Below are 25230 nucleotides of genomic sequence, written 5' to 3'. Positions count from 1 at the left end.
AACGCTCACGCCTCCCGACCTCACGGACAAGAACAGCCTGGCGGAGCGGTCAGCGAGCCGAAACAAAAACAAACCTCACGGTCTCCGGGTTCGCCCGGCCGCTCCGTCGCCTCCCCATCCAAACTCGCAGCCGCACGGGCGCGAGGGCGATGAAGCGCGTTCCTTCCCCCACGAAGGGAGGGAGGAAGTCAGAGATCCAGATCCGCCGCCGCGAACTCGGCGTTCTCCTGGATGAAGCGGAAGCGCAGCTCGGGCTTGCGGCCCATCAGGGTCTCGACCAGGCTTTCCACCGCCTCTTCCGAGCGCGGCAGGGTCACGCGGGCCAGGGTGCGCTTCTTGGGGTCCATGGTGGTCTCCTTCAGCTGGGAGGCCATCATCTCGCCCAGGCCCTTGAAGCGGCCGATCTCGGGCTTCTTGCCCTTGAACACCGTGGCCAGGAGCTCGTCCTTGTGGGCGTCGTCGCGGGCGTATTCGCTCTTGCCGCCGTGGGCGATGCGGTAGAGCGGCGGCAGGGCGAGATACAGGTGACCCTGGCGGATCACGTCCGGCATGGTGCGGTAGAAGAAGGTGATCAGGAGGCTGGCGATGTGGGCGCCGTCGACGTCGGCGTCGGTCATGATGATGATGCGGTCGTATCGCAGGTCTTCCTCGCGATACTTGTTCCCGCCCTGGGCCCCCAGGGCCAGCATCAGGTCCGACAGCTCCTTGTTGGCGGTGAACTTCTCGCCGGAGGCCGAGGCCACGTTCAGGATCTTGCCGCGCAGGGGCAGGATGGCCTGGTACTTGCGGTCGCGGGCCTGCTTGGCGGAACCACCGGCCGAGTCGCCTTCGACGATGAACAGCTCGGCCCCGTCGACCGCGCCGCCGGCGCAGTCGGCCAGCTTGCCGGGCAGGCGCAGCTTGCGGGTGGCGCTGGCGCGGGTGACTTCCTTGTCCTTGCGGCGCTTGAGGCGCTCCTCGGCCCGCTCGATGACGAATTCCAGCAGGGCCTGGGCGTTCTTCGGGCTGGACGAGAGCCACAGGTCGAACGGGTCGCGCAGCGCGGCTTCCACGAAGCGCTGGGCCTCGGAGGTCGAGAGCTTTTCCTTGGTCTGGCCCTGGAATTCGGGGTTCTTGATGAACACCGAGATCAGGGCGCCGGCCTGGGCGACGACGTCGTCGGCGGTGATGATCGTGCCGCGCTTCTCGCCCTTGAGGTCGGCATAGGCCTTGAGGCCGCGGGTCAGGGCGGCGCGGAAGCCGCTCTCGTGGGTGCCGCCCTCGGGGGTCGGCACGGTGTTGCAGTACGACTGCATGAAGCCGTCGTGCTCGCCGAAGCCCTGGGGCGTCCAGCTGACGGCCCATTCGACCGCGCCGGCCTCGCCCTGGCGCTCGATGCGGCCCGAGAAGCTCTCGGGCGTGATCGTGGTCAGGCCCTTGGTCCGCTCGGCCAGGAAGTCGGCCAGGCCGTTGGGGAAGTGGAACGTGGCCTCGGGCGGGGTCTGGTCATGGATGCGGGAGGGATCGCAGGACCATTTGATCTGCACGCCGCGGAACAGATAGGCCTTGGAGCGGGCCATGCGGTACAGGCGCGCCGGCTTGAAGCCGACGCTCTCGCCGAAGATCTCGTCGTCGGGCTTGAAGCGCACCATGGTGCCCTTCTTGCGCGATGGGCCGACCTGCTGGATCGGGCCCAGCGGCTTGCCGCGCGAGAACACCTGCAGGTGCTCGAAGCCGTCGCGCCAGACGGTGACCTCGACGCGCTCGGACAGGGCGTTGACCACGCTGGCGCCGACGCCGTGCAGGCCGCCGGAGGTCTCGTAGGCCTTGCCGGTGAACTTACCGCCGGCGTGCAGGACGGTCATGATGACCTCCAGCGCCGACTTGCCGGGGTACTTGGGGTGCGGGTCGACGGGCATCCCCCGCCCGTCGTCCTTGACCGACAGGAAGCCGTCGGCGTCGAGCTTGACCTCGATGGTCTTGGCGAAGCCGGCCACGGCCTCGTCCATCGAGTTGTCGAGGACTTCGGCGAACAGGTGGTGCAGCGCCCGCTCGTCGGTGCCGCCGATGTACATGCCGGGCCGCTTGCGGACGGGCTCCAGCCCTTCCAGCACCTCGATGTCGGCGGCCGAGTACTCGCCGGGCGCCGAGGTCTTGGCCGGCGGCGCGGGCTTGGCCGATGAAGGCGGCGGCGGCGGGATCGGACGCGGCGTCGGCTCGACGTGCGGCTCCACGCTGGCCTGGAACGGCGCGGCGGGGACGGGCGCCAGGGCGTCGTCGTCGAACAGCGAGGGGGTCTTATCGGAAGATGACATTGGGGCAAGTCTAGGCGATTCGAGCGCGGGGGCCCCGTATGGCCTCGCGGCCTTCCCCTGAAAAGCAAAATCCGCCCCCAGCCAAGCCGGGGGCGGATCGTTGCGGCCAGGACTCCGACCTAGCGGTAGGCGGGCGGATAGCCGCTCTGGTCGGTGGCCGCATAGCGGTCGCGCAGCTGGGTCTGGCGGCTGTCCTGCGGCTGCTCGACGCCGCCGACGAAGACGTTCAGCGGCCAGCTGGTGGTCTCCAGCGGGTCACCGTTCCAGACCACGACGTCGGCCAGCTTGCCGACCTCCAGCGAGCCGATCTTGCCGTCCTGGCCCCAGATCTTGGCGGGGACCAGGGTCACGGAGGCCAGGCCGGCCGCGTAGGGCAGGCCGTTGGCGACCGCGAGGCCGGCGTTCAGCCGCTCCTGGCGCAGGTTGTTGAAGTCCCGCGCGCCGTTGATCGCCACCTTCACGCCGGCGGCGTTCAGGCGGGCGGCGTTGTCCAGCCGCGAGGCCAGGGTCTCGAAGCTGTCGGGCAGGTCGGCCTGCGGATCGACGATGACCGGCACGCCGGCCCTGGCGATCTCGGGAGCGACCAGCCAGCCTTCCTCGACGCCTTCGAGGATGATCCTGATCTTCTCCTCGGCCGCCAGCTTCAGGGCCTGGCGGATGTCGGCGGCCCGGGAGACGCGGATCAGCAGCGGGGTCTTGCCCTGCACGACCGGGATCAGGGCCGCCAGATCGAGACGCGAGAGACCGAAGTCCCGGGTCGCGCCCTGCTCGAAGGCCGCGCGGCGGCTGGCGAAGGCGCGAGCGTCCTCCAGCGCCGAGCGGATCAGGATCAGGTCGGCGCCGCGCGAACCGCCGGCCGCCCGCGCGCCGCTTTCGCCCAGCGAGACGGTGACGGCCAGCTTGGAGGCCTCGACGATGTCGCTCGCGCCGGCCTTCAGGCGGATGAAGGCCGCCTGGCCGCCGAACAGCGAGGGATCGCCGTCGCCGCTCTTGCCGGCGGTCATCTCCTCGACCACGCCGTCGTCGGCGTGCTCGTGCGCGCCGCCGCCGGTTCCCGACAGCACCGGCACCACGGCCGAGCTGGTGATGCCCCCGTCCCGGGCGAACGGGATGAAGGTCGAGGCCGGGTTGATCCCGTAGCTGATGTCGAAGGCGGCGCTGAGCGCATTGCCGGTGCCGTCGTCGCGGGTCTCACGCACGCCGCTGACCTCGGACGCGCCGAGGTTCGAGGACGAGGCGACCAGGCCCGGGGTGACGACGCCGCCCTTGGCGTCGATCACCTTGGCGTCGGCCGGCACGGCGACGCCGGCGCCCAGGGCGGCGATCTTGCCATCCTTGATGACCAGCGTGCCGGCCGGGATCGCCGGGCCGGAGACGGGTTCGATACGGGCGTTGACGATGGCGACGGTCTCGGCCGCCGCGGGAAGGGCCAGCGCGCAGGCGGCGCTGGCGAGAAGCAGTGACCGGATCATCAGTTGAACGCTCCCTGGCCGGGTTGGCCGAGCTCGAAATCGGACTTGGGCTGGAAGCGCGCGTCCTTGCGATCGTAGATCAGCGCGCCGTCGATGAAGACCTTCTCGGCCTGGGCGTAGACGCTGAACGGGTCGCGGCTCCAGATCACCAGGTCGGCGGCCTTGCCGGGTTCGATCGAGCCGGTCTTGTCGCCGATGCCCATGGCCTTCGCCGGATTGGCGGTGATCCACTTGATCGCCTCGGCGCGGCTGATGCCGTAGCCCAGCTTGTTGCCGGCGGTCATGGCGATGGCGGCTTCCTGGTTCAGCCGCTGGGTCATGATCGGATCGTCCGAGTGGATGACCACGCAGGCGCCGTTCTTCCAGAGGATGGCGGCGTTGGCGTCGATGCCGTCCAGGCTTTCCATCTTGAAGCCGGTCCACGAAGCCCAGGTGGCCGAGCAGATGCCTTCCTTGGCCAGCAGGGGCGCGATCTTGTAGCTCTCGATCGCGTGGTGGAACATCGTGATCTTGTAGCCAAACTCCTTGGCGATATCGATCATGGTGGCTTCTTCGTCGGCGCGGTAGCAGTGGTTCTGCACCAGGATGTCGCCCTTCAGCACGCCGGCCAGGGTCTCCATCTGCAGGTCGCGCTTGGGCGCATCGGCCTTCTCGCCCTTCTGCTGTTTGGCGCGGAAGTCGTCCCACTTGCGGGCGTAGTCGGCCGCGTCGATCCAGGCCTTGCGATAGCCGAAGACATTGCCCATCGCGGTGGAGGGTGAGCGGCCCTTGCCGCCGTAGACGCGCTTGGGGTTCTCGCCGCAGGCCATCTTCAGGCCGTAGGGCGCGTCGGGGAACTTCATGCCCTGCATGGTCAGGGCGGGGACGTTCTTCAGCGTCACCGAGCGGCCGCCGAACAGGTTGGCCGAGCCGGGGAGGATCTGCAGGGTGGTCACGCCGCCGGCGCGGGCCCGGTTGAAGCCTGGGTCCTGCGGCCAGACCGAGTGCTCGGCCCAGACCTGGGCGGTGTTCGGGTCGGTGGCCTCGTTGCCGTCCGAGCGGGCCTGGACGCCCGGCGAGGGATAGACGCCCAGGTGGCTGTGGGCGTCGATGATGCCCGGGGTCAGCCACTTGCCTGTGGCGTCGACCTTGACGGCGTCGGCCGGGATCGCGGTCTCGGGTCCGCCCACGGCGACGACCTTGCCGCCGGAGGTGACGACGACGCCATTGTCGATCTGCTGGCCGGTGGCGGTCAGCACCGTGGCGCCGACAAAGGCCATGGTCTGCGAGGGGAACGGCTTGTAGGTCGAAGGGAAGCCCGTCGAGGCCTGGCCGTCCAGACCCTTGGGCAGCGGCTTGATCTCGGCCTTCTCGGCTGGCTTGCCATCCTTTTGCGCCGTGCTGGACGGTTTGGCGGGACCGCCGGTCCCGGTCGTCGCGCAGGCTGAAAGTCCCAGCGCGAGCAGGCTCACGGCAGCCGCCGCGTTACGCCATCTGATCATGAAAAACCCCGACTCTCGAAGAGGCGGGAAGGACAGACGAAATGAACCCCGTTATCAAGTCAAAGCAGGGGCGAATGGAGCCGGTCGCCGGCAAAATCGTTCCGCCTGTTCTTGGGAGGTCGTCCATGCGCCGTCTGCTCGCTTGTCTCGCCGTTGCTCTGCTGACCGCCTGCACAGCGTCCGCCACGCCGGAACCTTCGGGACCGCCGCAGCAGTCGCCGCGCGCCCCCGTCGCCGAGGGCGGCATGTGCGGCGGGTTCGCGGGCTTCCAATGCCAGTCCGGCCTGACCTGCCAGATGGAGGCCGGAGTCTGCGGGCGGGTCGCCGATGCGGCGGGCGTCTGCCGCAAGGCGCCGCAGGTCTGCACGCGGATCTATCAGCCGGTCTGCGGCTGCGACGGCAAGACCTATGGCAACGCCTGCGAGGCGGGGGCGGCGGGGGTCAGCGTCTCGGCTCAGGGCGCGTGCAAGGCGAAATAGCCTGCTGCCACATTCCGGACCGTGCTGACGCAAGGTGCGGTCGACGGGAGAAAGCCATGACCCAGATCATCCGGCGCGACGTGCTGGCCGGCGGCCTCGCCGCCGCCGCGTTCGCGCCCGCCGCCCAAGCTCAGGAGAAGACGCCCATGTACGGACTGATCGGACAGATGCTGGCCGCGCCCGGCAAGCGCGATGAGTTGCTGGCGATCCTGGGGGAGGGGACCAACGACATGCCGGGCTGCCTCAGCTACGTGATCGCCAAGGATCCGACCAACGTCGACGCGCTGTGGATCACCGAGGTCTGGACCGACAAGGACGCCCATGCCGCCTCGCTGAAGCTGCCCTCCGTGCAGGCGGCGATCGCCAAGGGGCGGCCGATCATCGCCGGCTTTCCGCAGCGCTTCGAGACCACTCCGATCATCGGTCACGGCCTCAAGGCCTAGCCGCCACGAAAAAAAGGCCGCGGATCGCTCCGCGGCCTTTTCGGTTTCCAAGACCAGAAGGTCTAGAAGTTGGCGTTCAGCGAGACGCCGACGACGCGCGGTTCGTTGACGAAGGCGGTCAGGTTGTTGAAGTCGATCGCGCCCTTGATGTTGCTCTCGTTGGTGATGTTGCGGGCGAAGGCCGCCAGCTCCCAACCGGCGTCCTTGTCGGCGTAGCCGACCTTCAGGCCGCCTTCGAAGTCGCCCTTCGAGTAGAACTCCTTCGACTGGTACAGGAACAGGTTGGTGTAGCCCTGGACCTTCCAGTCGGTGAAGGCGAACAGCTCGCCCGAGGCCACCGGGATCGAGTAGCGGGCCGTGACGTCGAAGGTGTACTTCGGCGCGTTCGGGAAGGGGTTGCCGTCCACGAGGGCCAGGCCCGCGCCGTTCAGCTTGTCCGTGACCGTGCAGGCGGCGCAGGGGGCGACGGCCAGCGTGCTGTCCTTGATCTTGGTGTGGGCGTAGCTGTAGCCGGCCGTGACGACGAAGTTCGGGGTGACCACGAACTCGCTGTCCAGTTCCAGGCCATAGGCCTCGCCCTTCTTGGCGTTGATCAGGCGGTTGGAGTTGCTGCCGCCGCCAACGGCGCTGAACTGCGGGTCGTCGATGCTGTAGGCGAAGACCGCGCCGTTCAGGCGGACACGACGTTCGAACAGCTCGCTCTTCAGGCCAAGCTCATACGACATGATCGTTTCGGACTTGGCCGACGAGGCGGGCGAGCCGAAGGCGATGTCGCGACCCTGGATCGACGGACCGCGGAAGCCCGAGGCGACCTTGGCGTAGACGCTGACGTCCTCGTCGATCTTGTAGAATGCCGACAGGTCCCAGCTGACCTTGGAATCCGACACCGAGACCGACGGAGCATTGTTAGGGCCCGAAACGACATTCATGTCCTTGTCGTCGTCGGTGTAGCGCAGGCCGCCCGTCAGGGTCAGCTGGTCGTTGACCGCGTAGGAGGCCTGACCGAACAGCGCCCAGGACTTGTTCTTCTGGCGCAGGGTGGTGGCCGGCATGAAGAACGGGTCGGTGCGGATGTCGTACTTGGTGTCGAAGTAGAAGCCGCCGACCTGCCAGCTCAGCGGACCGTCGGTGTCGCTGGCCAGACGCACTTCCTGCGTCCACTGGAACAGGTTCTTGATGCCGTCCTGGGTGCTCGACTGGAAGGGGATGAAGCCCGGGCCGCCCGGGTTGCCGCCGTCGATGTCGCCCAGGCTGTAACCGTGGGTGTTTTCATAGGCGGTGATCGAGGTCAGCTTCACGCCGTCGAAGTCGTAGCCGATGTTGGCCGAGGCGCCGTAGCCCTTGTACTTCTGTGGGTTGTTGGCGGTGTTGTCGAAGGCGACCTTGTCGCGTTGGTAGTTGCCGTTGAGCTTGTTCGAGCCCTTGGTCAGCACGTTGGCGCGGAACACGGCGGCGGTGCCGTCCAGGTCGCGGCCGTGGACGTTGAACAGGGCGCTCAGCTTGTCGTTCGGCGTGACCAGCAGCTGAACGCGAGCGGCCTTTTCGTTGAAGCCGCCCAGGGCGTTTTCCTGCTTGGTGTAGGTGTTGTCGATGTAGTCGTCGCGACGCTGGAGCAGGAACGAGGCTCGGACCGCCACCTTGCCCGGGACGATGGCGCCGCCGTAGCCGCCGTCCAGGGTGACGGTGTTGTAGCTGCCGTAGGTGGCCGCCAGGCGGCCCTTGGTTTCGTCGCTGGGCTTGATGGTGTCGAACTTGACGATGCCCGCCGTGGTGTTGCGGCCGAACAGCGTACCCTGCGGGCCGCGCAGCACTTCGACGTGGTCGAGGTCATAGATCGGCGAGCTCTTCAGGACGACGTTCTCCAGGACCACGTCATCCTGGATGATCGACACCGGCTGCGAGGCGGCCAGGTCGAAGTCGGCGTTGCCCAGGCCGCGGATGTAGAAGCGCGGCGCGACGCGGCCGTTCGAGGACTCGGCGTAGAGGCCGGGAGCCTTGCCCGACAGGGTCAGGATGTCTTCGCCGGCGGCGAAGACCGACTGCAGGCGCTCGCCGGAGATGGCGGCGACCGAGACCGGGACGTCCTGCAGGTTTTCACTGCGCTTCTGGGCGGTGACGACGACTTCGCCGACGGTGGTTTCCTGGGCCAGGGCGACCGAGCCGGCGGCCAGCGAGGCCACCAGAGCGGACAGGCCGCACGACACCGTCAGGGCGCGGCGGAAAGAGCGGTTGGGGAGCATGGAGACATCCTGTGATGGAGCGCGCCGTTCGCCGACTCTGACCGGGGCGTTAACGGCGCTTCTGTTGCGCTGCGATAGGCGAAACAGCGGCCGTCGGGATATCTCGTCTTGATCGAAAACAGCTCTTTCGAGCCGATTACGTCGGTTATGTTGCGAAGTTGCGACAATTTTGTTCAGGCGGCGCCCAGTAAGTAATAAGTCATTCTACTCGCGGAGCGGTCTGGCCTCGTAGCGTAAGAAAAAGGGCCGGAGATCGCTCTCCGGCCCCTGTCCTTGTTCTGAGCGCTTACGCGATCAGCACTTGTAGTACATGTCGAATTCGACCGGGTGCGGGTGCAGTTGCAGGCGCATCACCTCTTCCATCTTCAGCTCGATGTAGCTGTCGATGAAGTCGTCATCCATGACGCCGCCGGCCTTCAGGAAGGCGCGGTCCTTGTCCAGGCTTTCCAGGGCTTCGCGCAGCGAGCCGCAGACTTCCGGGATTTTCTTCTGCTCGCGCGGCGGCAGATCGTAGAGGTTCTTGTCGGCGGCCGCGCCCGGGTCGATCTTGTTGATGATGCCGTCCAGGCCGGCCATCAGCAGGGCGACGAAGGTCAGGTAGGGGTTGCCCATCGGGTCCGGGAAGCGGGCTTCGATGCGCTTGGCCTTCGGGCTGTCGACGTGCGGGATGCGGATCGAGGCCGAGCGGTTGCGCGAGCTGTAGGCGAGCTTCACCGGGGCTTCGTAGCCGGGCACCAGGCGCTTGTACGAGTTCGTCGTCGAGTTCGAGAACGCGTTGATGGCCTTGGCGTGCTTGATGATGCCGCCGATGTAGTACAGGCAGTCCTGCGACAGGCCGGCGTACTTGTCACCGGCGAACAGCGGCTTGCCGTCCTGCCAGATCGACTGGTGCACGTGCATGCCCGAGCCGTTGTCGCCGAACATCGGCTTGGCCATGAAGGTGGCCGTCTTGCCATAGGCGGCGGCGACGTTGTGGATGACGTACTTGTAGAGCTGCATCCGGTCGGCCATGACGACCATGGTGTCGAACTTCAGGCCGAGTTCGTGCTGGGCCGGGGCCACCTCGTGGTGGTGCTTTTCCGGCTTCATGCCCAGCTCGCCCATGACGGCCAGCATTTCGCCGCGCAGGTCCTGGCAGCTGTCGACCGGATTCACCGGGAAGTAGCCGCCCTTCGGACCCGGGCGGTGGCCCATGTTGCCTTCCGGATATTCCTTGGCCGAGTTCACCGGCAGTTCGCTCGAGTCATACGAGTAGCCGGTGCTGTTCGGCGAAACCGACCAGCGCACGTCGTCGAAGATGAAGAATTCGGCTTCAGGGCCGAAATAGACGGTGTCGCCCACGCCGGCCGACTTGACGTAGTTCAGGGCGGCCTTGGCGATCGAGCGCGGGTCACGGTTGTAGGGGGTGCCGTCGTCCGGGTTCACGACGTCGCAGAACAGCGCCAGGGTGGTCTGCTGGTAGAAGGGGTCGATGATGGCGCTCGACAGGTCGGGGCGCAGCTTCATGTCCGACTCGTTGATGGCCTTCCAGCCGGCGATCGACGAACCGTCGAACATCGTGCCGTCGTTCAGGAAGTCATCGTCGACGAGATCGATGTCGAACGTGACGTGCTGCAGCTTGCCGCGCACGTCGGTGAAGCGGACGTCGACGTACTTTACGTCCTTTTCCTTGATCAGGTTCAGGATATCCTTGGCGGTGGTCATTCCGTATCCCCTTTGTAGGCTCTCTAAGCGTTTGACGATCCGGCCTTAGACGGCGGCCGGGCCGCTTTCTCCGGTTCGGATGCGGATCACTTCCGCGATGTCCGAGACGAAAATCTTGCCGTCGCCGATGCGGCCCGTACGGGCGGCGCGGGTGATGGCCTCCAGCGCGGGCTCCAGCTGGCTGTCCTCGACAACGACCTCCACCTTGATCTTGGGGAGGAAGTCCACGACGTACTCGGCGCCGCGATACAGTTCGGTGTGGCCCTTCTGACGGCCGTAGCCCTTGGCTTCTAGGACGGTCATGCCCTGGACGCCCATGTCCTGCAGGGCCTCCTTCACCTCATCCAGCTTGAACGGCTTGATGACGGCTTCGATCTTCTTCATCGGTTCCACTTTCGGGCCCGGGCGGCGAACCGCTTCACTGAGCGGGCAACCATCATGCTGACCGAAGCGCCGCAAGCGAGCGCCAGGGACATTTATGACCGTTTGGTTGTCTCGCGGGCATGTGTTCGAAGTTTGGGCGCCTGGCGCCCTGGAAATATACATTTCTGGAATGGCCGCCAAATGGCCTTGCGGCATACGGTTTCGCGCCTACGATCGCGCCCAACGATCGTTTGAATGGGGGCGTATATGCGCGACGACACACCGGTTTTGATCGGCGCGGGCCAATTCACGTATCGGGGCGACGCCGGAAATTCACCATCCCCCCTGGAACTGCTGAAAGTTGCGGCGGAACGCGCGGCGCTGGATGCCGGCCTCAAAGGGTCGGTTCTTGCCGATCTGGACGCTTTGGCGGTCGTGGCGTTCAGCATCGACGCGCCGGGAGGGTTGTCGAAGCTGCCGCTGCCTCGGCTGGCGGACCCGCCAGCCTCACTGGCGCGGGCTTTTTCAGCTTCGCCGGCCTGGAGCGTCTACACCGAGACCGGAGGCAACAGCCCTCAACAAGCGGTCAATGTCGTTTGCGAGCGGGTCGCGGGCGGCGAGTCGGAGTTCGCCCTGGTCACCGGGGCCGAGTTCCTGGGATCGCTGATGAAGCGGATGAAGGGCGGCCTCGGCTTCGAGGGTTGGGGCGACGACCTCGCCAGCACGCCGCGGCGGATCGGCGACCCGCGCCCGGGGGTGACCAAGCAGGAAGCCGCGCACGGTCTCGGCTATCCGGTAAACACCTATCCCCTGTTCGAAAACGCGCTGAGAGCGAGGGACGGGCGATCGCTGGAAGATCATCAGAAGCAGTTGGGCGAGCTCTTCGCGCCCTTCACCAAGGTCGCCGCCGCCAATCCCTACGCTTGGTTCCCGGTGGAGCGCTCGGCCGAGGAACTGGTCACCGTGACCGACCGTAATCGGATGATCGGATATCCGTACCCGAAGTACCTGAACGCCATCATGGAGGTCGACCAGTCGGCGGCCGTCCTGATCGCCAGCGTCCGCAAGGCGCGCGAGCTGGGCGTGCCCGAGGATAAGTGGGTTTTTCTGCATGGCTGCGCCGACGCCTCGGACCTCTGGTATCCGTTGGAGCGTCAGGACTATCACTCCAGTCCCGCCATGCGCCTGACCGGCCAGCGGGCTCTGGAAATGGCCGGGATCGGCGTCGAGGATCTCGACCTCATCGACCTCTATTCCTGCTTTCCATCGGCGGTGCGGATCGGGGCCGAGGAGATCGGCCTGGCGCTGGACGACCCACGTGGCCTGACCATCACCGGCGGCCTGCCGTACTTCGGCGGGCCAGGAAACAACTACGCCCTGCACGCCATCGCCGAGATGGTCGGCAAGCTACGTGAGCGGCCCGGCGCCTATGGCCTGTCGACGGCCAACGGGTGGTTCCTGACCAAGCAGTCGGTGGGCATCTATTCGACCAGGCCTGTCGAAGGAAAGTGGGAGCGCCAGCCGCCGTCGATGGTCCAGGCCCGGATCGACGCCTTGCCGCATCCGGAGATCGTTGAGAACCCGCAAGGGCTGGCGACCATCGAGACCTACACCGTCGTCCACGGCCGCGAGGGCGCGCGGATGGGCGTCATCATCGGCCGTGACGCGCAGGGGCGGCGCTTCGTGGCCCAGACGCCGGACGATCCGGAGGTGCTCCGCGACCTGGAAAGCTGCGAGGGGGTGGGGCGGACCGGCGTCGTCGGGCCCCATCCGGATGGCGTCCGCAACCTCTTCGTTCCGGATTGAGTCATGACCCTTGTTCATGTGATCCGCCATGGAAAACCCGCCGCGACCTGGGGCGGCGCTGACGAGGATCCCGGTCTCGATACGACCGGTCACGCACAGGCCGTCGCCGTCGCCGAGGCGATCCTGGCTCTGCCCGAGCGGCCGACGCGCGTGGTGTCCTCGCCCCTGCGCCGCTGCCGCGAAACCGCCGAGCCGCTGGCGCGGGCGCTGGGCGTCGAATTGATCATCGACCCGCGCGTCGGCGAGATCCCGACTCCGGCGGCATTGTCGCACGAGGAGCGGCCGGCCTGGCTGAAGCGGGCTTTCGAAGGCCGCTGGGGCGAGATCCAGGGGGACCTCGACTATGTCGTCTGGACGCAAGGCGTGGCCGCCGCTTTGCGCGAATACCCTGGCGCTGCGGTGTTCAGCCACTTCGTCGCCCTGAACGCGGCGGTTGGCGCCGCCACCGGTCGGGCCGAGGTCATGGCGTTTCGCCCCGATCATTGCTCGCGCACCGTGTTCGAGATCGACGGCGACGGCTTGATCCTGGTGGAGAAAGGGCGCGAAGCTCAGAGCCAAGTGCTTTGAAGGAGTAGGCGTGGCGCGAGAGATTCTGACCGTCGCCCAGATGGCCGCGGCCGACCGCGCCGCCGTCGAACACGGCACGCCGGTTCGCGTGCTGATGGAGCGCGCGGGCGAGGCCGTGGCCCAGGCTGTCAGGACGCGTTACGCCCGGCGTCCCGTGGTGATCTGGTGCGGTCCCGGCGACAATGGCGGCGACGGCTATGTCGCCGCGCGGCATCTGCGCCGTCGCGGCTGGCAGGTGGTGGTCGAGGCCGCTTATCCGCCGTCCAGCGACGCCGCCCGCTGGGCCGCGTCGCGGTGGAAGGGCGAGGTGCGGTCGCTGTCGACCGATCTCGCGCCAGGCGTACTCTATATAGACGCCCTGTTCGGCGCCGGCCTGTCGCGGCCGCTGGAGGGGCAGGTCGAGCGCCTGGCGTGGGCCAGCCAGGAACAGCCGCTGACCATCGTCGCGATCGACACGCCCTCGGGGATGCATGGCGACACCGGACGTCCGCTGGGCGACGCCGCCTTCCGCGCCGACCTGACCGTCACCTTCCATCGCCGCAAGCCGGCTCACGTCCTGATCGAGGGGCGCAAGGCCTGCGGCGAGGTCGTGCTGGCCGATATCGGGCTGGGCCCCAGTGAGGGCGTGAACCTGTTCGAGAACGATCCGGATCTGTGGGGCAAGCGCTTTCCCTGGCCGGCGCTCGACGCCCACAAGCATACGCGCGGCCGGCTGAAGGTGATCAGCGGCGAGATGTGGCGCACCGGCGCGGCGCGGCTGGCGGCGCGCGGGGGTCTGCGAGTCGGCGCCGGCGCGGTCACCGTGCTGTCGCCGCCGGGAGCCCTGGCGGTGAACGCCGCGCATCTCGAAGCGATCATGCTGGCTCCGTTCGGAGCGGAGGCCGACCTCGCCGTCGCCGCCGAGGAGGCCGATGCGGTGATCATCGGTCCGGCGGCCGGGGTGGGGGAGGCGACCGCCCGCAACCTGCAGGCCCTGGCCAGCACCGGCGCGGCCCTGGTTGTCGACGCCGACGCCCTGACCAGCTTCCGGCACGATCCGGAGAGCCTGTTCGCCTGCCTCGATCGCGACGACGTGCTGACGCCGCATCCAGGCGAGTTCGAGCGCGTCTTTCCAGGCCTGTTGGCCAAGTCCTCCGAACGTATCGCGGCGGCCCGGGAGGCTTCCAGGCGGGCAGGGGCGGTCGTGCTGCTGAAGGGACCCGACACCGTGGTCGCCGCGCCGGATGGCCGCGCCGCTGTGTCGCTGAATGGAACGCCATGGCTGGCCACCGCCGGTTCGGGCGACGTCCTTGCCGGCTTCATCGGCGGCTTGATCGCCCAGGGCATGGAGAGCTTCGAGGCCGCTTGCGCCGGGGCATGGATCCACGCCGAGTGCGGCGCCCGCCACGGTCCGGGTCTGATCGCCGAGGATCTGCCAGGCCTCGCGCCCGCTGTTCTCGCCGAACTCTACGGGCTTGCGCGGCCCGGCTCAAATCCGTAAGCCCGCACCCACGCGGATGTGGCGAAACTGGTAGACGCACCAGATTTAGGTTCTGGCGCCGAGAGGCGTGGAGGTTCGAGTCCTCTCATCCGCACCACTCTTCTCACCGGGCCCTCCAGGCCTGGATGAGTTTTGTCGCCGCCGCTCTTGGATGCTCGCGCACGTCGTGACATAAGGGCGGTCTTTCGCCGCCCCCGGCTCTCGCGGGGCGGCGTCGATCTTTTGGACCCCCAGGGCGGAGCTCGGGCGCGCGGCGTCCCGGACCCGAGAAAATAAGAATGTCGATGCAGATCGTTGAAAAGTCGGGCGAAGGCCTCAGCCGCGTTTTTAGCGTCACGGTGCCCGCGAGTGAACTGGCCACGCGCCTGGAAGCGCGTATCGCCGAAGTCGCTCCGCAGATGAACGTGAAGGGCTTCCGTCCGGGCAAGGTGCCTGCCGCTCACGTGCGCCGTCTGTACGGCAAGGGCTTGATGGGCGAAGTCATCGAGCAGGCGCTGAACGAGACCACCCAGAAGGTCCTCGACGACAACAAGCTGCGTCCGGCTGGTCAACCCGAACTGAACCCGACGTCCGACATGGACAAGGTCATCGAAGGCGGTCTCGACCTGGCGTTCGACCTGGCGGTCGAGGTGATGCCCGAATTCGATCCGATCGACCCGACCACGATCGAACTCGTCAAGCCGGTCTACAAGGTCGGTGACGAGGAAGTCGACGAGGCCCTGGAAGAGCTGTCCAAGCAGGCGCGCACCTACGAGCCACGCACCGGCAAGAGCCTGAAGGCCAAGGACGGCGACCAACTGCTGATCGACTTCGTCGGCACCATCGACGGCGTCGAGTTCGCCGGCGGCAAGGCCGAAGGCGCTGAACTCGTTCTGGGGTCGGGCCAGTTCATCCCGGGCTTCGAGGAACAACTGGTCGGCGCCAAACCGGGCGACGAGATCGTCGTGAAGGTGAAGTTCCCGGAAGAGTACCAAGCCGCCGAACTGGCCGGCAAGGACGCCGAGTTCGCGACCAAGGTCACCGAAGTTCGCGCACCGGTCGACAGCAAGGCCGACGACGAGCTGGCCAAGCGCCTGGGCCTGTCGGACCTGGCCGCCCTTAAGGACCTTCTGCGCTCGAACCTGGGCAGCCGCTACGAGAACAGCTCGCGCTTCAAGCTGAAGCGCGCCCTGCTGGACGTCCTGGACACCAAGCACGACTTCGCCCTGCCGCCCCGCATGGTCGACGCCGAGTTCGCCGGCATCTGGCAACAGGTCGAGGCCGACAAGGCTCGCGGCGGCCTGCCGCCGGAAGACGCCGACAAGACCGAGGACCAGCTGAAGGACGAGTATCGCAAGATCGCCGAGCGCCGCGTGCGCCTGGGTCTGGTGCTCGCTGAAATCGGTCGCAAGAACGACGTGGTCGTCACCGACCAGGAACTGACCGACGCCATCATGCGCGAAGCTCGCCAGTACGGCGCTCAGGCTCAGCAGGTGTTCGACATGTACCGCCAGCGCGCCGACCTGCAGGCCGCTCTGCGCGCCCCGATCTACGAAGACAAGGTCGTCGACCTGATCTTCAGCAAGGCCAAGGTCGAGGAAAAGGAAGTCTCCAAGGACGAGCTCCTGGAAGAAGACGACCTGCCGGAAGGCTACGGCGGCTAAGGCCCGACTAGGCCGACGAAATCAAGGCGCGGCTCGCGAGGGTCGCGCCTTTTTCATAGCGCCACGAAATCGCCGGCTCCTTGCAACCTGTTAAGCGCCACGCGATATGCGGTAGCGACGGCGCGCGGGGGCTGATTCGTTTTCGCGCCAGAGACACACGAAAAGGGTAATCCCCAATGATGCACGATCCGGTTTCGACGGCGATGAACCTGGTTCCGATGGTGGTCGAGCAGACCAGCCGTGGCGAGCGGTCCTACGACATCTTCTCGCGCCTTCTGAAGGAGCGGATCATCTTCCTGACCGGCCCCGTCGAGGACGTGATGGCTAGCCTGATCTGCTCTCAGCTGCTCTTCCTGGAGTCGGAGAACCCCAAGAAAGAGATCGCCATGTACATCAACTCGCCGGGCGGCGTGGTGACGTCGGGCCTGGCGATCTACGACACCATGCAATACATCAAGAGCCCGGTCTCGACGGTGTGCATGGGCATGGCTGCCTCGATGGGCAGCCTCCTGCTGGCCGCCGGCGCCGCCGGTCAGCGCATCGCCCTGCCGAACGCCCGCATCATGGTTCACCAACCGTCGGGCGGCTTCCGCGGCCAAGCCTCGGACATCGAGCGCCACGCCGAGGACATCATCAAGACCAAGCGTCGCCTGAACGAGATCTACGTCAAGCACTGCGGCCGCAGCTATGAAGAGGTCGAGCGCACGCTGGACCGCGACCATTTCATGAGCTCGGACGAAGCCAAGGCGTGGGGCCTGGTCGACCACGTCTACGACACGCGCGAAGCCGCCGAGGCTGGCGCTGAATAAGCGAAAGCTCCGCTGAAACGAGAAAGCCGCCGATCTTGGGATCGGCGGCTTTTTTGTTGTCTCTTCGCCTGCGACAAATCCGCTCAGGTCGCGGGCTTGCCTCGAAAGACGCGGTAGCCCTTTTCGTCGGCGATCGCGAGCATCTCGGTGTCGCCGGAGGTGTCGCCATAGGCGGCCGTCAGGTGCACGTCAGGGCCGAAGACCTCGCGCAAGCGCTGCACCTTCTCCTTGGCCCGGCAGTTGTTCCCATCGAGCCCGCCCAGAATGCGGCCGTCTTCATTGGTCATCAGGCGCGTGCCGATCAACATGTCCGCGCCGAGGCCCCGAGCGAAGGGCGCGACGGTGATCTCGGGCGAGGCCGTGACGATAACAAGCTTCGCGCCCCTGGCTCGCCACGCACGCCAGACGGCCAGGGCGTCGGGACGCAGCAGGGCGCGGGCGTGAGTTTCGGCGAAGGCGCGGGCGTCGGTCTCGATCTGCGTGACCGTCGCGCCCCGCATGAACTCGCGGACCGCGGCGGCCTTGAGCTTGGCGCGGTTGCGGTCGAACACGTAGGTGATCAGCGATGGGGTCAGGCGGATAACGCCGCGCGTCCAGCGCCGGCCCGCGCGCCATTTCAGAAAGGCGTTGAAGCTGTCCTTGACCGTCAGTGTGCCGTCGAAGTCGAAGGCCACGAGCGCGGGCTCGTGGCCCATCTCGCCGGTCATCGGGCGCGACGCGCTCAAACCCTTGGCCATCCACGAACGCCTACCCATTGATCATCCCAAGAGCGCGCTGCCGCGCTCGACCTCCCATGCGATTCCTCGCCTCGTCATAAGGGGTTCCTCCGGCGGCGGTAAGGCCCAAGACGCTCGCCGCTTGCGCCGGCGCGCCAATCGCCCAAATTAGATGACGAGGCCATGACACGAACCGGCCGGTTTGGACGTTTGAGGCTTCAAAGGAGCCGCGAAGGGTTGTGAACCGCGCCCGGATCGGGGAATGTCAAGGATTAGACAACTCCCGGCGTATATCCTGTCTGCTTCGGTGGCGGTGTATGCGCTCGGAGGGGCGTCGCGGCGTTAAGCCGTGAGACGCCATAGTGTGAGAAGCGATCATGACGAAAGCCGCGAGCGGCGACACCAAGAGCACCCTGTACTGTTCTTTCTGCGGAAAGAGCCAACATGAGGTGCGTAAGCTCATCGCGGGACCGACGGTGTTCATTTGTGATGAATGCGTCGAGCTCTGCATGGATATCATTCGCGAAGAGCACAAGATCGCTTTCGTGAAGTCGAAGGACGGCGTTCCGACGCCGCGCGAGATCTGCGAAGTCCTGGACGACTACGTGATCGGGCAAGGTCACGCCAAGAAGGTGCTCGCGGTCGCGGTGCACAATCACTACAAGCGCCTGAACCACGCCGCGAAGAACAACGACGTCGAACTGGCCAAGTCGAACATCCTGCTGGTCGGTCCGACCGGTACGGGTAAGACGCTGCTGGCCCAGACCCTGGCCCGAATCATCGACGTGCCCTTCACCATGGCTGACGCCACGACGCTGACCGAAGCCGGTTACGTCGGTGAAGACGTCGAGAACATCGTGCTTAAGCTGCTGCAGGCCGCCGACTACAACGTCGAGCGCGCCCAGCGCGGCATCGTCTATATCGACGAGATCGACAAGATCAGCCGCAAGTCCGACAACCCGTCGATCACCCGAGACGTGTCGGGCGAAGGCGTGCAGCAGGCCCTGCTGAAGATCATGGAAGGCACCGTCGCCTCCGTGCCGCCGCAAGGCGGGCGCAAGCATCCGCAGCAGGAATTCCTGCAGGTCGACACGACGAACATCCTGTTCATCTGCGGCGGCGCGTTCGCCGGGCTCGAGAAGATCATCTCGGCGCGCGGCGCGGCCAAGTCGATCGGCTTCGGCGCCAAGGTGACCGATCCGGAAGAGCGTCGCACGGGCGAGATTTTGCGGAACGTCGAGCCCGACGATCTGCAGCGCTTCGGCCTGATCCCGGAGTTCATCGGTCGTCTGCCGGTGGTCGCGACCCTGGAGGACCTCGACGAGCCCGCCCTGGTCAAGATCCTGACCGAGCCGAAGAACGCCTTCGTCAAGCAGTACCAGCGCCTGTTCGAGATGGAGAACATCGGCCTGACCTTCACGGAGGACGCCCTGCACGGCGTCGCCAAGAAGGCGATCGTGCGCAAGACCGGCGCGCGTGGCCTGCGTTCGATCATGGAAGGCATCCTGCTGGAAACCATGTTCGAGCTGCCCAGCTATGAGGGCGTCGAGGAGGTGGTGGTCAATGCGGAGGTCGTCGAAGGCCGCGCTCAACCGCTGCTGATCTACGCCGAGAAGAAGGGCGGGGCGGCTTCGGCCTAACCCTGCAAGCTTCATCGCGAAATCGAGGCGCGCCTTTTTTGGATAAAGGCGCGCCTTTTTCGTGGATCGGGGGTCATCGTAAACCTGTTGGACGACCCGTGAGGCTTCGGCGCCACTGTCAGCTTGAGCGAGCGAAACTCAAGAAAAGTCCGAGCCTTGGGCGAACTTGCCCCGCTTTCGGGATGTAGGGGCATAAGGGCGCCAGCTTCACCGGTCGCACGCGACTTGTCGCCGCTCTCAGGCGAGCGCGCTTGAACCCTGTTGTAAAACGTCCACATAAATAACGACCATCCGCCCAGTCCCGGGCGGACGGGTCGTTCGACTCAGGCGCATCGTCTGGTGTTACGGCGGCCCGCATGGCCAGGCGTTGGAAAGCGCCGAGGCCGGGAGTATTGAGCACATGTCCGAATTACGTACGCTTCCTGTCTTGCCGCTGCGGGACATCGTTGTGTTCCCGCACATGGTGGTGCCCCTCTTCGTGGGCCGCGATAAATCCGTGCGCGCCCTCGAGGAAGTGATGCGCGGCGACAAGCAGATCCTGCTCGTCACCCAAAAGAACTCGGCGGACGATGATCCGGCGCCGGGGGATATCTTCGACGTCGGCGTCCTGGCCACCGTCCTGCAGCTGCTGAAGCTGCCCGACGGCACGGTCAAGGTGCTGGTCGAGGGCAAGGGCCGCGCGGCCGTCGTGAAGTTCACCGACCAGGAGTCCTTCTACGAAGCCCAGATCGGCGAGGTCAGCGAGGACGAAGGCGCCGGCCCGGAGGCCGAGGCCCTGTCGCGCGCGGTCGTCGAGCAGTTCGAGAACTACGTCAAACTGAACAAGAAGGTGCCGCCGGAGGCCCTGGCGTCGATCCCGCAGATCGCCGAACCGGGCAAGCTGGCCGACAGCATCGCCGCCCACCTGTCGGTGAAGATCGGCGACAAGCAGCACCTGCTGGAAATCTTCGATGTCGTGAAGCGCCTGGAAAAGGTCTTCGCCCTGATGGAGGGCGAGATTTCGGTGCTGCAGGTCGAGAAGAAGATCCGCTCGCGCGTCAAGCGCCAGATGGAGAAGACCCAGCGCGAGTACTATCTGAACGAACAGATGAAGGCGATCCAGCGCGAGCTGGGCGACCCGGACGACTCGCGCGACGAGCTGATCGATCTCGAAAAGCGCATCAAGAAGACCAAGCTTTCCAAGGAAGCCCGCACCAAGGCCGAGAGCGAGCTGAAGAAGCTGCGCAACATGAGCCCGATGTCGGCCGAGAGCACCGTGGTCCGCAACTATCTGGACTGGCTGCTGTCGATTCCGTGGGGCAAGGCCAAGACCAAGAAGATCGACCTGGTAGAGGCCGAGCAGATCCTCGACGCCGACCACTACGGCCTGGACAAGGTCAAGGAACGGATCCTCGAGTACCTGGCCGTTCAGGCCCGGACCAACTCGCTGAAGGGCCCGATCCTGTGCCTCGTCGGTCCTCCCGGCGTCGGCAAGACGTCGCTGGGCAAGTCGCTGGCCAAGGCCACCGGTCGCGAGTTCGTGCGCATGAGCCTCGGCGGCGTGCGTGACGAGGCCGAGATCCGCGGTCACCGCCGCACCTACATCGGCTCGATGCCCGGCAAGGTCATCCAGTCGATGAAGAAGGCCAAGACCACCAACGCCTTCGTCCTGCTGGACGAGATCGACAAGATGGGCAGCGACTACCGCGGCGATCCCGCCTCGGCGCTGCTGGAAGTGCTCGATCCGTCGCAGAACTCGACGTTCGGCGACCACTACCTGGAGGTCGACTACGACCTGTCGCAGGTGATGTTCGTCACGACGGCCAACAGCCTGAACATGCCCCAGCCGCTGCTGGACCGCATGGAGATCATCCGCATCCCCGGCTACACCGAGGACGAGAAGCTGGAGATCGCCAAGCGGCACATCCTGCCGAAGCTGGCCAAGGACCACGGCCTGAAGCCGGCCGAGTTCATCGTTCCGGACAAGGCGATCCGCGACCTGATCCGCTACTACACCCGGGAAGCCGGCGTGCGGTCGCTGGAGCGGGAGCTGGGCGCCCTGGCGCGCAAGACCGTGCGTGACCTGGCGCGCGAGAAGCTGGCCTCGATCACCATCGACGACGAGCGTCTGGCCAAGTACGCGGGCGTCAAGAAGTACCGTTACGGCGAGACCGACGAAGTCGACCAGGTCGGCATCGTCACCGGTTTGGCCTGGACGGAATTCGGCGGCGACATCCTGACCATCGAAGCCGTGAAGATGCCGGGCAAGGGTCGCATGCAGATCACCGGCAACCTCAAGGACGTGATGAAGGAGTCGATCTCGGCGGCGAACAGCTATGTCCGCTCGCGGGCGACGCAGTTCGGCATCAAGCCGCCGATCTTCGAGAAGACCGACGTGCACATCCACGTGCCGGATGGCGCCACGCCCAAGGACGGTCCGTCCGCCGGCGCCGCCATGGGTCTGGCCATCGTCTCGGTGCTGACCGGCATCCCGATCCGCAAGGACATCGCCATGACCGGCGAGATCACCCTGCGCGGCCGGGTCACCGCCATCGGCGGCCTGAAGGAGAAGCTGCTGGCGGCCCTGCGCTCCGGCGTTAAGACCGTGCTGATCCCGCAGGAAAACGAGAAGGACCTCGTGGATGTGCCCCAGAGCGTCAAGGACGGCCTGGAAATCATCCCGGTCTCGACCATGGACGAGGTGCTCAAGCACGGTCTCACGGGGCCGCTGACGCCGATCGAATGGAGCGAGGCCGACGAGCCGATTGCTGCGACCGCGAAGAAGGATGAGGGCGACAGCGACGCTGTCCTTACCCACTAAACGCAACTAATCGTTGATAACTTAGGCGGCGCGGGAGATTCCCGCGCCGCTCTCGTTTGACGGGGCTTTTTCAGCCGCCATAATCCCCGCTGAGCCAAGCGCCGTAAGCAATAAACGGGGCTGCTCAGGCTGGGAGAAAAACATGACCACTAAAGCCGAGCTCGTTACGGCGATCGCCGAGAAGGCGGGCATCAACAAGAACCAGGCCAAGGACGCTCTGGAAGCCTTTATCGACGCCGTCACCGACTCGCTGAAGTCGGGCTCCGACGTTCGCCTGGTCGGCTTTGGCACCTTCAAGGCCGTGACGCGCGCCGCCGGCACTGCCCGCAATCCGCGCACGGGCGAGACGGTGAACCGTCCCGCGTCGAAGACCGCGCGCTTCCAGGTCGGCGAAGGCTTGAAGTCCTCGCTGAACGGCTAAAACCAGTTTCTCCGCTTAAGAGGGGCGGGGCGTCGGAGACTGGCGCTCCGCCCCTTCGTTTTGCGCTATGCGTAGGCCTCGGCTCCGGCTAAAAGCGCCGGCCCAGAGGGCAGTTAGCTCAGCGGTAGAGCGTCTCGTTTACACCGAGAGGGTCGGGGGTTCGATCCCCTCACTGCCCACCACCTTGTCTCCCTTGATCATCGGTACAGTCTCCCCGCGTCCGGCCCCGCATTCCTGATGCGCGTGCGCCCGGAGGCGCTGGCCGCCGTCGAGCGTCTCGCAAACGCCGAGTTGCGTAGCGTGAATGCTGAGGTAGAAGTACTGTTGCGAGAAGCTCTTGGGCGACGCGGTGTGCCCCTGAATTCGTCCGGGAACGGCGAGGAACCGCGAATGTCGCAAAAGCTTTATCGTTCCAGGGCCGAATGGGGGGCCTAGAGTTGCGATGAGGAATCGGTGTGACGGATACGAGATCGACCCGGCCGGTCGGCCTGCGCGGTTTTCCCTCCGATATTGCTCCGTCAACTGACGACGCGGTCCGTCTCGTCGACACCACGATGCTGTACGCGCCGCGCAGCGGCGGCGTGCGTCGCTATCTGGCTTCGAAGCGCGCATGGCTGGCCGCAAACCGTCCGGATGTTCGCCATACGCTGGTGGTGCCGGGCGCGCGCGATTCCTATGACGGGCGGGGGCGAGTCTCGATCTATGCCGCGCCGCTGCCGTTTGGAGCCGGCTATCGCTGGCCCGTGGTCAAGGCCGCCTGGATGGACCGTCTGATCCGCCAGCGTCCCGACATCATCGAGGCGGGCGACCCCTATACGCCGGGCTTGGCGGCGCTACGCGCCGGCGACGCGCTCGGCGTGCCGGTCGTCGGTTTCTGCCACACCGATCTGGGCGCCCTGGCGGCTTTGCATATCGGCGAGTGGGCTGAAAAGCCGGTTCAGAAGCGCTGGGCGGCGATCTATCGCCAGTTCGACCAGGCCGTGGCGCCGAGCCGCTTCATCGCCGGCCGGCTGATCGAGGCCGGGGTGCATAACGCCATCGGTCTGCCGTTGGGCGTGGACACCGAGCTTTTCCATCCAGCCCGAGCGGGTCGCGACGCTCTGCGCCGCCGCCTGGGCCTCGCGCCCGATGAGCGGCTATTGGTCTTCGCCGGCCGTCCGGCCCGCGAGAAGCGGCTGGACGTCCTGGTCGGCGCGGTCGAGCGGCTGGGCGCGCCCTACAAGCTGCTGTTCGTCGGCGCGGGCGGCGGCGCCCCCGTCAGCGATCGCGCCCTCTGCCTGGACTATGTCCGCGACCCGGCCGAACTGGCCGGCGTGCTCGCCAGCTGCGACGCCTTCGTCCACGCCAATGACAACGAGCCGTTCGGTCTGATCGTTCTGGAAGCCATGGCCTGCGGTCTGCCCGTAGTCGGCGTCGCCGCCGGCGGGGTGGCCGAGTCGGTCGACCAAGAAGTCGGTCAGCTGGCGACACGGTCCGAACCCGCCGCCTTCGCCGAAGCGATCGAGGCCTTGTTCGCCCGTGACCTGGCCGCCGTGGGCGCCGCCGCTCGCCGCCGGGCCGTCGAACGGCATGGCTGGGACGCGGTGTTCCGTCAGCTTTGCGCCATCTATGGCGGCTTGACGGGGCGCAGCGCCTTCGGCGGCGTGGCCCCTCAAAGGGACCACTAGGCTTTCAGGCTCGCCAGGATAGCGTAGCTGCGCTTGCGGGCGTCGTGGTCGTAGATCTGCGAGGCGAACATCAGCTCGTCGGCCTCCGTCAGCTTCAGCACTTGATCGATCTTGCGCTTCACGGTCTCGGGCGAGCCGATCGCCGAGTATTGGAAAGTGTGATCCAGGCCCGCCAGCTCGGCGGGGGAGGCGTGCTCACGGATATCGTCGACCGGCGGCGGCAGCAGCCCCGGGCGACCGCGTCGCAAAGCCAGGAACTGCTGCTGCGTCGAGGTCGCCAGACGAGTCGCTTCGGCGTCGGTGTCGGCGGCGCAGACGCCGATGCAGACCATGGCGTAGGGCTTGTCCAACACCTCCGACGGCTTGAAGTGGCGACGATAGAGCAGGAGGGCGTCCAGCAAGGAGTCGGGCGCGAAGTGGGCGGCGAAGGCGAACGGCAGGCCCAGGGCAGCGGCCAGCTGCGCGCCCCAGGTCGAGGAGCCCAGCAGCCAGATCGGCACGTCCTGGCCTTCGCCGGGCACGGCGCGGATGCTCTGATCCGGATCGGCCGGCTTGAACCAGTGCTGCAGCTCGACGACGTCCTGGGCGAACGAATCGACCGCCCCGGCGTAGCGGCGCAGGGCCCGCATCGTGGCCTGATCCGTGCCCGGCGCGCGGCCCAGGCCCAGATCGATTCGGCCCGGATAGAGGGCGGCGAGGGTGCCGAACTGTTCGGCGACCATCAGCGGTGCGTGGTTGGGCAGCATGACGCCGCCCGAACCGACCCGAATCGTCGTCGTGCCGCCGGCCACGTAGCCGATAACGACCGCCGTCGCGGCCGAGGCGATTCCGGGCATGTTGTGATGTTCGGCAAGCCAGTAGCGGTGGAAGCCGAGAGATTCGGCGTGTCGCGCCAGATCCAGACTGTTTTCGAGGGCTTGGCCGACGGGCGTTCCTTGCGGAACGGGCGCGAGGTCGAGGACGGAGAACGGCGGGTAAGCGGATGTCATGTCCGCTACATGGCGTGCGAATACGGCAACTCAAGTCGTTGCCGAAGCCATTGTCGATTTGAGAGGAAGAACCACCGGACGGTGGCGCGAATGACGGGACTCGAACCCGCGACCTCCGGCGTGACAGGCCGGCGCTCTAACCAACTGAGCTACATCCGCGTCGTGCGCCTGGGCGCGACGGTCGTCCGTAGACCGAGGGGAGGGTGCGGTCCTACC

Annotated in this window: 19 protein-coding genes and 3 tRNA genes; 13 read left to right on the top strand and 9 right to left on the bottom strand. The window is 66.4% G+C overall.

All coding sequences use genetic code 11. The annotated features are described in order from the left end of the window. Nucleotides 1-188: 188 nt before the first annotated feature. The 3 genes from parE to EIK80_RS19065 form a co-directional block, all read right to left on the bottom strand. Nucleotides 189-2294, bottom strand: coding sequence for a DNA topoisomerase IV subunit B (gene parE / locus EIK80_RS19075; RefSeq protein ID WP_125158589.1), 2106 nt, complete (start codon nt 2292-2294; stop codon nt 189-191). Nucleotides 2295-2413: 119 nt separating this feature from the next. After that, nucleotides 2414-3766, bottom strand: coding sequence for an amidohydrolase family protein (locus tag EIK80_RS19070; protein ID WP_125158588.1), 1353 nt, complete (start codon nt 3764-3766; stop codon nt 2414-2416). Next, complete coding sequence (locus tag EIK80_RS19065) at nt 3766-5247, bottom strand: amidohydrolase (protein ID WP_125158587.1); 1482 nt, start codon at nt 5245-5247, stop codon at nt 3766-3768. The genes EIK80_RS19070 and EIK80_RS19065 overlap by 1 nt, the downstream gene beginning before the upstream one ends. A gap of 125 nt (nt 5248-5372) precedes the next feature. Between EIK80_RS19065 and EIK80_RS19060 the strand changes: the two genes are divergently transcribed. Continuing rightward, nucleotides 5373-5726 (top strand): Kazal-type serine protease inhibitor family protein, encoded by a 354-nt coding sequence (locus tag EIK80_RS19060; RefSeq protein WP_125158586.1) that lies wholly within the window; start codon nt 5373-5375, stop codon nt 5724-5726. A gap of 56 nt (nt 5727-5782) precedes the next feature. Further along, nucleotides 5783-6169: a putative quinol monooxygenase gene (locus EIK80_RS19055; protein ID WP_125158585.1), complete on the top strand. Its 387-nt coding sequence runs from the start codon at nt 5783-5785 to the stop codon at nt 6167-6169. A gap of 62 nt (nt 6170-6231) precedes the next feature. On the opposite strand, the gene EIK80_RS19050 is transcribed toward EIK80_RS19055, so the two are convergent. The 3 genes from EIK80_RS19050 to EIK80_RS19040 form a co-directional block, all read right to left on the bottom strand. After that, nucleotides 6232-8409 carry a TonB-dependent receptor gene (locus EIK80_RS19050; protein ID WP_125158584.1) on the bottom strand — a complete coding sequence of 726 codons (2178 nt, stop codon included), beginning with the start codon at nt 8407-8409 and terminating at the stop codon, nt 6232-6234. A 294-nt stretch (nt 8410-8703) separates the two neighbouring features. Further along, the gene (glnA, locus tag EIK80_RS19045) at nt 8704-10113 is read right to left on the bottom strand and encodes a type I glutamate--ammonia ligase (protein WP_125158583.1); all 1410 of its coding nucleotides are present in this window, start codon (nt 10111-10113) and stop codon (nt 8704-8706) included. A 45-nt stretch (nt 10114-10158) separates the two neighbouring features. Continuing rightward, on the bottom strand, nt 10159-10497 hold the full coding sequence (locus tag EIK80_RS19040; RefSeq protein ID WP_125158582.1) for a P-II family nitrogen regulator: 339 nt from the start codon (nt 10495-10497) through the stop codon (nt 10159-10161). 234 nt (nt 10498-10731) lie between these two features. Between EIK80_RS19040 and EIK80_RS19035 the strand changes: the two genes are divergently transcribed. From EIK80_RS19035 to EIK80_RS19010, 6 genes are all read left to right on the top strand, one after another. Beyond that, nucleotides 10732-12282, top strand: a complete 1551-nt coding sequence (locus EIK80_RS19035) for an acetyl-CoA acetyltransferase (RefSeq protein WP_125158581.1) — start codon at nt 10732-10734, stop codon at nt 12280-12282. Nucleotides 12283-12285: 3 nt separating this feature from the next. Beyond that, complete coding sequence (locus tag EIK80_RS19030) at nt 12286-12849, top strand: histidine phosphatase family protein (RefSeq protein WP_125158580.1); 564 nt, start codon at nt 12286-12288, stop codon at nt 12847-12849. A 10-nt stretch (nt 12850-12859) separates the two neighbouring features. Then, on the top strand, nt 12860-14329 hold the full coding sequence (locus EIK80_RS19025; protein ID WP_125158579.1) for an NAD(P)H-hydrate dehydratase: 1470 nt from the start codon (nt 12860-12862) through the stop codon (nt 14327-14329). A 12-nt stretch (nt 14330-14341) separates the two neighbouring features. Next, nucleotides 14342-14426: transfer RNA gene (locus EIK80_RS19020), tRNA-Leu, on the top strand. A 187-nt stretch (nt 14427-14613) separates the two neighbouring features. Beyond that, complete coding sequence (tig, locus tag EIK80_RS19015; protein ID WP_305038171.1) at nt 14614-15972, top strand: trigger factor; 1359 nt, start codon at nt 14614-14616, stop codon at nt 15970-15972. Nucleotides 15973-16148: 176 nt separating this feature from the next. Then, the gene (locus EIK80_RS19010) at nt 16149-16781 is read left to right on the top strand and encodes an ATP-dependent Clp protease proteolytic subunit (RefSeq protein WP_125158577.1); all 633 of its coding nucleotides are present in this window, start codon (nt 16149-16151) and stop codon (nt 16779-16781) included. 83 nt (nt 16782-16864) lie between these two features. Here EIK80_RS19010 and EIK80_RS19005 read toward each other — a convergent pair whose 3' ends face one another. Continuing rightward, nucleotides 16865-17536 carry an HAD-IB family hydrolase gene (locus EIK80_RS19005; protein ID WP_125158576.1) on the bottom strand — a complete coding sequence of 224 codons (672 nt, stop codon included), beginning with the start codon at nt 17534-17536 and terminating at the stop codon, nt 16865-16867. Between the two features lie 338 nt (nt 17537-17874). Between EIK80_RS19005 and clpX the strand changes: the two genes are divergently transcribed. From clpX to EIK80_RS18975, 5 genes are all read left to right on the top strand, one after another. Further along, nucleotides 17875-19137 (top strand): ATP-dependent protease ATP-binding subunit ClpX, encoded by a 1263-nt coding sequence (gene clpX, locus EIK80_RS19000; protein ID WP_125158575.1) that lies wholly within the window; start codon nt 17875-17877, stop codon nt 19135-19137. Between the two features lie 400 nt (nt 19138-19537). Next, entirely contained in the window at nt 19538-21937 is a 2400-nt protein-coding gene (gene lon / locus EIK80_RS18995) for an endopeptidase La (RefSeq protein ID WP_125158574.1), read from the top strand. A gap of 142 nt (nt 21938-22079) precedes the next feature. Beyond that, nucleotides 22080-22358, top strand: coding sequence for an HU family DNA-binding protein (locus EIK80_RS18990; RefSeq protein ID WP_125158573.1), 279 nt, complete (start codon nt 22080-22082; stop codon nt 22356-22358). A 107-nt stretch (nt 22359-22465) separates the two neighbouring features. Further along, nucleotides 22466-22540: transfer RNA gene (locus EIK80_RS18985), tRNA-Val, on the top strand. A gap of 273 nt (nt 22541-22813) precedes the next feature. Beyond that, nucleotides 22814-24025 carry a glycosyltransferase family 4 protein gene (locus tag EIK80_RS18975; RefSeq protein WP_370450241.1) on the top strand — a complete coding sequence of 404 codons (1212 nt, stop codon included), beginning with the start codon at nt 22814-22816 and terminating at the stop codon, nt 24023-24025. Here EIK80_RS18975 and EIK80_RS18970 read toward each other — a convergent pair. Together EIK80_RS18970 and EIK80_RS18965 are read right to left on the bottom strand one after the other, a co-directional pair. Next, a complete protein-coding gene (locus tag EIK80_RS18970; RefSeq protein ID WP_125158570.1) occupies nt 24022-25014 on the bottom strand; it encodes an LLM class flavin-dependent oxidoreductase in 993 nt (330 codons plus the stop codon). The genes EIK80_RS18975 and EIK80_RS18970 overlap by 4 nt on opposite strands. A gap of 82 nt (nt 25015-25096) precedes the next feature. Next, a tRNA-Asp gene (locus EIK80_RS18965) sits at nt 25097-25173 on the bottom strand. Nucleotides 25174-25230 lie beyond the last annotated feature (57 nt).

Origin of the sequence: Caulobacter sp. 602-1, assembly GCF_003931565.1 — a bacterium.
GTDB lineage: Bacteria > Pseudomonadota > Alphaproteobacteria > Caulobacterales > Caulobacteraceae > Caulobacter.
Note: the sequence above shows the minus strand (reverse complement) of the source record. Positions and strands in the feature narration are given on the sequence as shown.

Excerpts from the sequence above, each read along its gene's own strand:
- EIK80_RS19040 (WP_125158582.1), bottom strand. The coding sequence starts at position 10,497 with ATGAAGAAGATCGAAGCCGTCATCAAGCCGTTCAAGCTGGATGAGGTG.
- tig (WP_305038171.1), top strand. The coding sequence starts at position 14,614 with ATGCAGATCGTTGAAAAGTCGGGCGAAGGCCTCAGCCGCGTTTTTAGC.
- EIK80_RS19055 (WP_125158585.1), top strand. The coding sequence starts at position 5,783 with ATGACCCAGATCATCCGGCGCGACGTGCTGGCCGGCGGCCTCGCCGCC.
- EIK80_RS19050 (WP_125158584.1), bottom strand. The coding sequence starts at position 8,409 with ATGCTCCCCAACCGCTCTTTCCGCCGCGCCCTGACGGTGTCGTGCGGC.
- clpX (WP_125158575.1), top strand. The coding sequence starts at position 17,875 with ATGACGAAAGCCGCGAGCGGCGACACCAAGAGCACCCTGTACTGTTCT.
- EIK80_RS19030 (WP_125158580.1), top strand. The coding sequence starts at position 12,286 with ATGACCCTTGTTCATGTGATCCGCCATGGAAAACCCGCCGCGACCTGG.
- EIK80_RS18970 (WP_125158570.1), bottom strand. The coding sequence starts at position 25,014 with ATGACATCCGCTTACCCGCCGTTCTCCGTCCTCGACCTCGCGCCCGTT.
- parE (WP_125158589.1), bottom strand. The coding sequence starts at position 2,294 with ATGTCATCTTCCGATAAGACCCCCTCGCTGTTCGACGACGACGCCCTG.
- EIK80_RS19005 (WP_125158576.1), bottom strand. The coding sequence starts at position 17,536 with ATGGGTAGGCGTTCGTGGATGGCCAAGGGTTTGAGCGCGTCGCGCCCG.
- EIK80_RS19060 (WP_125158586.1), top strand. The coding sequence starts at position 5,373 with ATGCGCCGTCTGCTCGCTTGTCTCGCCGTTGCTCTGCTGACCGCCTGC.
- EIK80_RS19070 (WP_125158588.1), bottom strand. The coding sequence starts at position 3,766 with ATGATCCGGTCACTGCTTCTCGCCAGCGCCGCCTGCGCGCTGGCCCTT.
- EIK80_RS19065 (WP_125158587.1), bottom strand. The coding sequence starts at position 5,247 with ATGATCAGATGGCGTAACGCGGCGGCTGCCGTGAGCCTGCTCGCGCTG.
- lon (WP_125158574.1), top strand. The coding sequence starts at position 19,538 with ATGTCCGAATTACGTACGCTTCCTGTCTTGCCGCTGCGGGACATCGTT.
- glnA (WP_125158583.1), bottom strand. The coding sequence starts at position 10,113 with ATGACCACCGCCAAGGATATCCTGAACCTGATCAAGGAAAAGGACGTA.
- EIK80_RS18990 (WP_125158573.1), top strand. The coding sequence starts at position 22,080 with ATGACCACTAAAGCCGAGCTCGTTACGGCGATCGCCGAGAAGGCGGGC.
- EIK80_RS19010 (WP_125158577.1), top strand. The coding sequence starts at position 16,149 with ATGATGCACGATCCGGTTTCGACGGCGATGAACCTGGTTCCGATGGTG.
- EIK80_RS19035 (WP_125158581.1), top strand. The coding sequence starts at position 10,732 with ATGGGGGCGTATATGCGCGACGACACACCGGTTTTGATCGGCGCGGGC.